At 69.5% G+C, this 5212-nt stretch carries 5 protein-coding genes and 1 pseudogene; all 6 read right to left on the bottom strand.

Annotated features, from left to right (window positions below; genetic code table 11):
• Positions 1-761 (bottom strand): gluconeogenesis factor YvcK family protein (locus tag AC1D1G_RS41375; protein WP_477956510.1); only part of this gene is annotated, 761 nt, incomplete at its 3' end.
• Positions 758-1624, bottom strand: coding sequence for an RNase adapter RapZ (gene rapZ, locus AC1D1G_RS41370; RefSeq protein ID WP_050787545.1), 867 nt, complete (start codon positions 1622-1624; stop codon positions 758-760). The genes AC1D1G_RS41375 and rapZ, both read right to left, overlap by 4 nt.
• A 44-nt stretch (positions 1625-1668) precedes the next feature.
• A complete protein-coding gene (gene uvrC / locus AC1D1G_RS41365) occupies positions 1669-3900 on the bottom strand; it encodes an excinuclease ABC subunit UvrC (RefSeq protein WP_477956509.1) in 2232 nt (743 codons plus the stop codon).
• Positions 3901-3967: 67 nt separating this feature from the next.
• Positions 3968-4420 (bottom strand): PH domain-containing protein, encoded by a 453-nt coding sequence (locus tag AC1D1G_RS41360; protein WP_477956508.1) that lies wholly within the window; start codon positions 4418-4420, stop codon positions 3968-3970.
• Between the two features lie 13 nt (positions 4421-4433).
• Positions 4434-4925 carry a 6,7-dimethyl-8-ribityllumazine synthase gene (ribH, locus tag AC1D1G_RS41355; RefSeq protein ID WP_005241766.1) on the bottom strand — a complete coding sequence of 164 codons (492 nt, stop codon included), beginning with the start codon at positions 4923-4925 and terminating at the stop codon, positions 4434-4436.
• Positions 4922-5212 (bottom strand): annotated as a pseudogene (locus tag AC1D1G_RS41350) (bifunctional 3,4-dihydroxy-2-butanone-4-phosphate synthase/GTP cyclohydrolase II); the annotation flags it as partial. The pseudogene AC1D1G_RS41350 and the gene ribH, both read right to left, overlap by 4 nt.

The following is a 5212-nucleotide window of genomic DNA, read 5'->3' as shown; positions in this document are numbered from 1 at the left end:
TGTTGGGACAGTACGTGCAGATGACGCTCGGTGGAGAATCCTGCGGTCTCGCCCGGCTCCGGAGCCAGGTTGAGCACCAGCACCTTCCGCGCGGCGGTGGCGATCAGCGTGTCGAGCAGTTCCGGCACGAGGACGTGCGGGATGACGCTGGAGAACCACGACCCCGGGCCGAGGACGACCATGTCGGCGACGTCGATCGCACGGACCGCGTCCGGGCAGGCGGGCGGATTCGCCGGCAGCAGTCGCACACGCCGCACCTTGCCGGGGGTGGTCGCGACCGCGACCTGACCGCGGATGCAGCGGCTGACCCGAGGGTCCGTCTCGAGGCCCTGCACGTCGGCCTCGATGTCCAGGGCGATTGGCGACATCGGCAGCACGCGCCCGTTGATCCGCAGCAACCGGGCGAGTTCGTCCAGCGCCGCGACGGGGTCGCCGAGCACTTCGGTGAGGCCGGCCAGGATAAGATTGCCCACCGAGTGGCCGGCGAGGGCGCCGATTCCACCGAAGCGGTGCTGGATGGTGTCCGTCCAGCCCTGCACCTCGGGGTCGTCCGCGGCGAGTGCGGCGAGCGCCATCCGCAGGTCCCCCGGCGGGATGACGCCGAGTTCGGCGCGCAGCCGTCCCGAGGATCCGCCGTCGTCCGCGACGGTGACGACGGCCGTGACGTCACGGCTGAGCCGGCGCGCGGCGCTGAGGGTGGCGAACAGCCCGTGGCCCCCGCCGAGCGCGACGATCGCAGGCGGCTGATGGACCGGCCTCATTCGCGCCCCAGATCACGATGGACGACACGCACGTTCAGCCCGGAGTCCTTTCCGAGTCGGCTCGCCAAGGCCTCCGACATCGCGACACTCCGATGTTTCCCTCCGGTGCACCCCACCGCGATGGTCATGTAGCGCTTCCCCTCCCGACGATATCCCGCGATCGTCAGATCCAGCAGGTGGTGATATGTGGCCAGATAGTCCTCGGCACCGTCCTGCGACAACACGTAGTCCCGCACGTCCTCGCTCTGCCCGGTGTGCGGACGCAACTCCGGAATCCAGTGCGGGTTGGGCAGGAAACGGACGTCGCAGACGAGATCGGCGTCCATCGGAAGACCGTACTTGAAACCGAACGACTGGACTGTTACCTGCATGGTCCGGTTCTCGGCGTCGCCGAACGCGTCCTCGATCTTCTGCCGCAACTGGTGCGCCGCCAGGGACGACGTGTCGATCACCAGATCCGCGGCGGCCTTCACCTTCGCGAGCTGATCGCGCTCGGCGGCGATGCCCTCCGACAAGGTGCCCTCGGCGCCTCCCCCCGACAGCGGGTGACTTCGGCGCACCTGTTCGAAACGGCGCACCAGGACCTCGTCCGACGCGTCGAGGTACAGCACCCGCGTGTGCACGGGTTTGCTCTCCAGTTCGGTGAGGACCCAGCCGAGGTCGCCGGTGAACAACCGGCTGCGCACGTCGATGACGACGGCGAGCCGCTCGAGCCGCGAATCGGATTCCAGGCTCAGATCCACCATCCGGGAAATCAGTTCCGGGGGAAGATTGTCCGCGACGTACCACCCGAGGTCCTCGAGGACCTTCGCCGCCGTCTGCAGACCCGCCCCGGAGAGCCCGGTGACGAGTAGGAAGTCCATCGGCCGGACCGTGGATGGACGGTCACTCTGCGCGTGCTGCTCGTTCACTCGACACCTGTCCGTTGCGAAGCGCTCTGTGCTGCCGGGCCGTGCTGTTCTACCGGTTCGCGGGGAATGTCCGCGCCGTTCCGTTCTGCCGTGCCCGGCCCGTTCCGATCTGGTTCATCATCCCCCACTCCCGCGACGTCCGCAGACGGTTCCTCCGCCCCGAGAGCGGTGAGTACCGCTTTCGCCGTGGCCGTTCCGATGCCCGGCACCGCCGTGATCTCCTCGACGGAGGCCTGCTTGAGGCGGGCGACGGAACCGAAGTGCGTCACCAGGGCCTTGCGCCGGGTCTCGCCGAGCCCGCGGACCGAGTCGAGTGCGGACGCCGTCATCCGGCGGGACCGCTTGCTGCGGTGGAACGTGATCGCGAAGCGGTGCGCCTCGTCGCGTACCCGCTGCAGCAGGTACAGCGACTCGCTCGTGCGCGGGAGAATGACCGGGTCCTCCTCCCCCGGCACCCACACCTCCTCGAGCCGTTTGGCCAGCCCGATCACGGCGACGTCGGTGATGCCCAGTTCGTCGAGGACCGCCGAGGCCGCGGCCACCTGCGGGGCTCCGCCGTCCACGACGAACAGGTTCGGTGGGTACGCGAACCGCCGCGGCCTGCCGGTCTGCGGATCGATCGCCGCCTCCGGGGCCAGGTCGCCGCCGTCCCCGCCCGACACCTGGTCGGCGTCCCCGCCCGACACCTGGTCGGCGTCCCCGCCCGACACCTGGTCGGCGTCCGCCCCGGCCGCTTCGGCACGCAGCACCCCGACGTCGCGGTTGTGCCGGAGGAACCGCCGCCGGGTGACCTCGGCGATGCTGGCGACGTCGTCGGAGCGACCGTCGCCCGCGGCCTCCTTGATCGCGTAGTGCCGGTAGTCGGACTTGCGGGGCAGGCCGTCCTCGAAGACGACGAGGGAGGCCACCACGTCGGTGCCCTGCACGTGGCTGATGTCGACGCATTCGATGCGCAGGGGCGCCGAATCCAGGTCGAGGGCCTCCTGGATGCCCTGCAGGGCCGCCGACCGGGACGTGAAGTCGCCGGCGCGGCGCAGCTTGTGCTGCTGCAGCGCCTCCATCGCGTTGCGCTGCACGGTCTCGGCGAGAGCCTTCTTGTCGCCGCGCTGGGGCACCCGCAGGCGGACCGCGGAGCCGCGGAGACCGCTGAGCCACTCCTGCACCTGTTCGGCGTCGGGCGGCAGTACGGGCACCAGGACCTCCCGCGGCACACCGCTGGTGCCGGCCTCCTGGTCGGTCGCGCCCGACAGCGCCGCCTGCTCACCGTAGAACTGGGTGAGGAACTGCTCGACGAGCAGAGGCAGGTCCGATCCCGCCTCGGAATCGACGCTGGCCCAGTCGATGACGTCACCGGCCTTCTCGACCACCCAACCGCGCTGACCGCGCACGCGGCCACCGCGGACGTGGAACACCTGCACCGCGGCCTCGAGTTCGTCGGTCGCGAACGCGGCGACGTCGGCGTCGGTGCCGTCACCGAGCACGACGGCCTGCTTCTCGAGCGCGCGCCGCAACGCGCCCACGTCGTCGCGCAACCGCGCCGCCGTTTCGAAGTCGAGTTCTTCCGACGCCTCCTGCATCCGGGCCTCGAGCTGCCGGACCAGCTTGTCGGTGCGTCCCGACAGGAAGTCGCAGAAGTCTTCGACGATCTTGCGGTGTTCGGCCGCGGACACGCGTCCGACGCACGGCGCGGAGCACTTGTCGATGTAGCCGAGCAGGCAGGGACGGCCGATCTGGTTGTGACGCTTGAACACCCCGGCCGAGCAGGTGCGGGCGGGAAACACCCGCAGCAGCAGGTCGAGGGTTTCGCGGATGGCCCACGCGTGCGAGTAGGGACCGAAGTAGCGGACACCCTTGCGTCTGGGCCCGCGGTAGACGAACAGCCGGGGGTACTCCTCGTTCAGGGTGACCGCGAGAACCGGGTACGTCTTGTCGTCGCGGTAACGGACGTTGAACCGGGGATCGAATTCCTTGATCCAGTTGTACTCGAGCTGGAGAGCCTCGACCTCGGTGCTCACCACGGTCCACTCGACGCTGCCGGCCGTGGTCACCATCTGGCGGGTGCGCGGGTGCAGCGTCGAGACGTCGGCGAAATAGGAATTCAGCCGTGATCGAAGACTCTTCGCCTTCCCGACATAGATGACCCGGCCGTGCGGATCGCGGAACTTGTACACCCCCGGGTCGACCGGAATCGTTCCGGTCGCGGGGCGATATGTCGAAGGATCGGGCACCCCTCCACGTTAGTCGGCGCCACCGACCAACCCCGCATCCGCGACGTCACGGAGGGACGACCCCCGTTCAGGACGGTGCGTACTCCGACGCGAGTGCGCGGAAGCGGTCGACGGCGTCCACGGCGTACTCGCGATCGTTCGACTGGATGGCCATCACGGCCAGGTATTCGTCGTCGGGCAGCTCGATCCGGGCCCACGCCGCGCCGTCCGGGAAAGACAGCCCCTCGTACAGGTCCCAGTCGACGATGCGCTCCCCGAGCACGTTGCGCACGGCGATGCCGTTGGGCCCGACCCGCAACCGGGGCCGGGTCAGCAGCAGGACGGCTGCCGCAAGGAGGCAGCCGATGCCCGCGAACGCCAGCTGGTCGGCGAGCCGGAAGTACACGCCCGTCGAATCTCCGCGCAGCAGGATTGCGAACGTCACATGCACGRCGACGAGAAGGACCGCCACACCGATCGCGTATCGACGCGACTTGCGTGGCGTCGCGACGAGTGTCCACTCGGATTCGGGAGTGGTCATGGATGGATCCGGATCATACGAACGACTCCTCGGCGCGGCGCAGTCGCGCCAACGTGACAGCGGTGTCCAGCGCGGCCGCACACGCCTGACCGCCCTTGTCCTCGACGGAGCCGGGCAGGCCACTGCGGTCGACGGCCTGCTGCTCGGTGTCCGTGGTGAGCACACCGTTCCCGACCGGGGTGCTCTCGTCCAGCGAGACCCGGGTCAGACCGGCCGTCACGGCGTCGCAGACGTATTCGAAGTGCGGCGTCCCGCCGCGGATCACGACACCGAGCGCGACGACGGCGTCGTGGGTGCGGGCCAGGGCCTGCGCCACCACCGGAAGCTCAATGGCACCGGCGACCCGGACCAGGGTGACGTTCTTCACGTTCGCCTCGGCCGCCACCCGTTGCGCGCCGGCGATCAGCGCCTCGGAGATCTCGGCGTGCCAGCTGCCGGCGACGATGGCGAGCCGGAGGTCGCCCGCCTCACCGAGTTGCAGCTCCGGCAATCCCTCACCGCTCACAGCATTTCTCCCGCTTCGAAGTCGTCGAGCCCGATCAGGTCGTGGCCCATGCGGTCGCGCTTCGTGCGCAGGTACGTCAGGTTCTCGGCGTTCGCCCGCAGCGGCATCGACACCCGCTCGGTGATCTGCAGCCCGTAGCCGTCGAGGCCGACCCGCTTGGCCGGGTTGTTGGTGAGCAGCCGCATCGAGGAGATGCCCAGATCCACGAGGATCTGCGCGCCGATGCCGTAGTCGCGGGCGTCGGCGGGCAGGCCGAGCTCGAGGTTGGCGTCGACGGTGTCCGAACC

Source organism: Rhodococcus sp. P3_B8 (assembly GCF_056402775.1).
Note: the sequence above shows the minus strand (reverse complement) of the source record. Positions and strands in the feature narration are given on the sequence as shown.

Coding starts and splice junctions, on each gene's coding strand:
- rapZ (WP_050787545.1), bottom strand. CDS start 1,624: ATGGACTTCCTACTCGTCACCGGGCTCTCCGGGGCGGGTCTGCAGACG.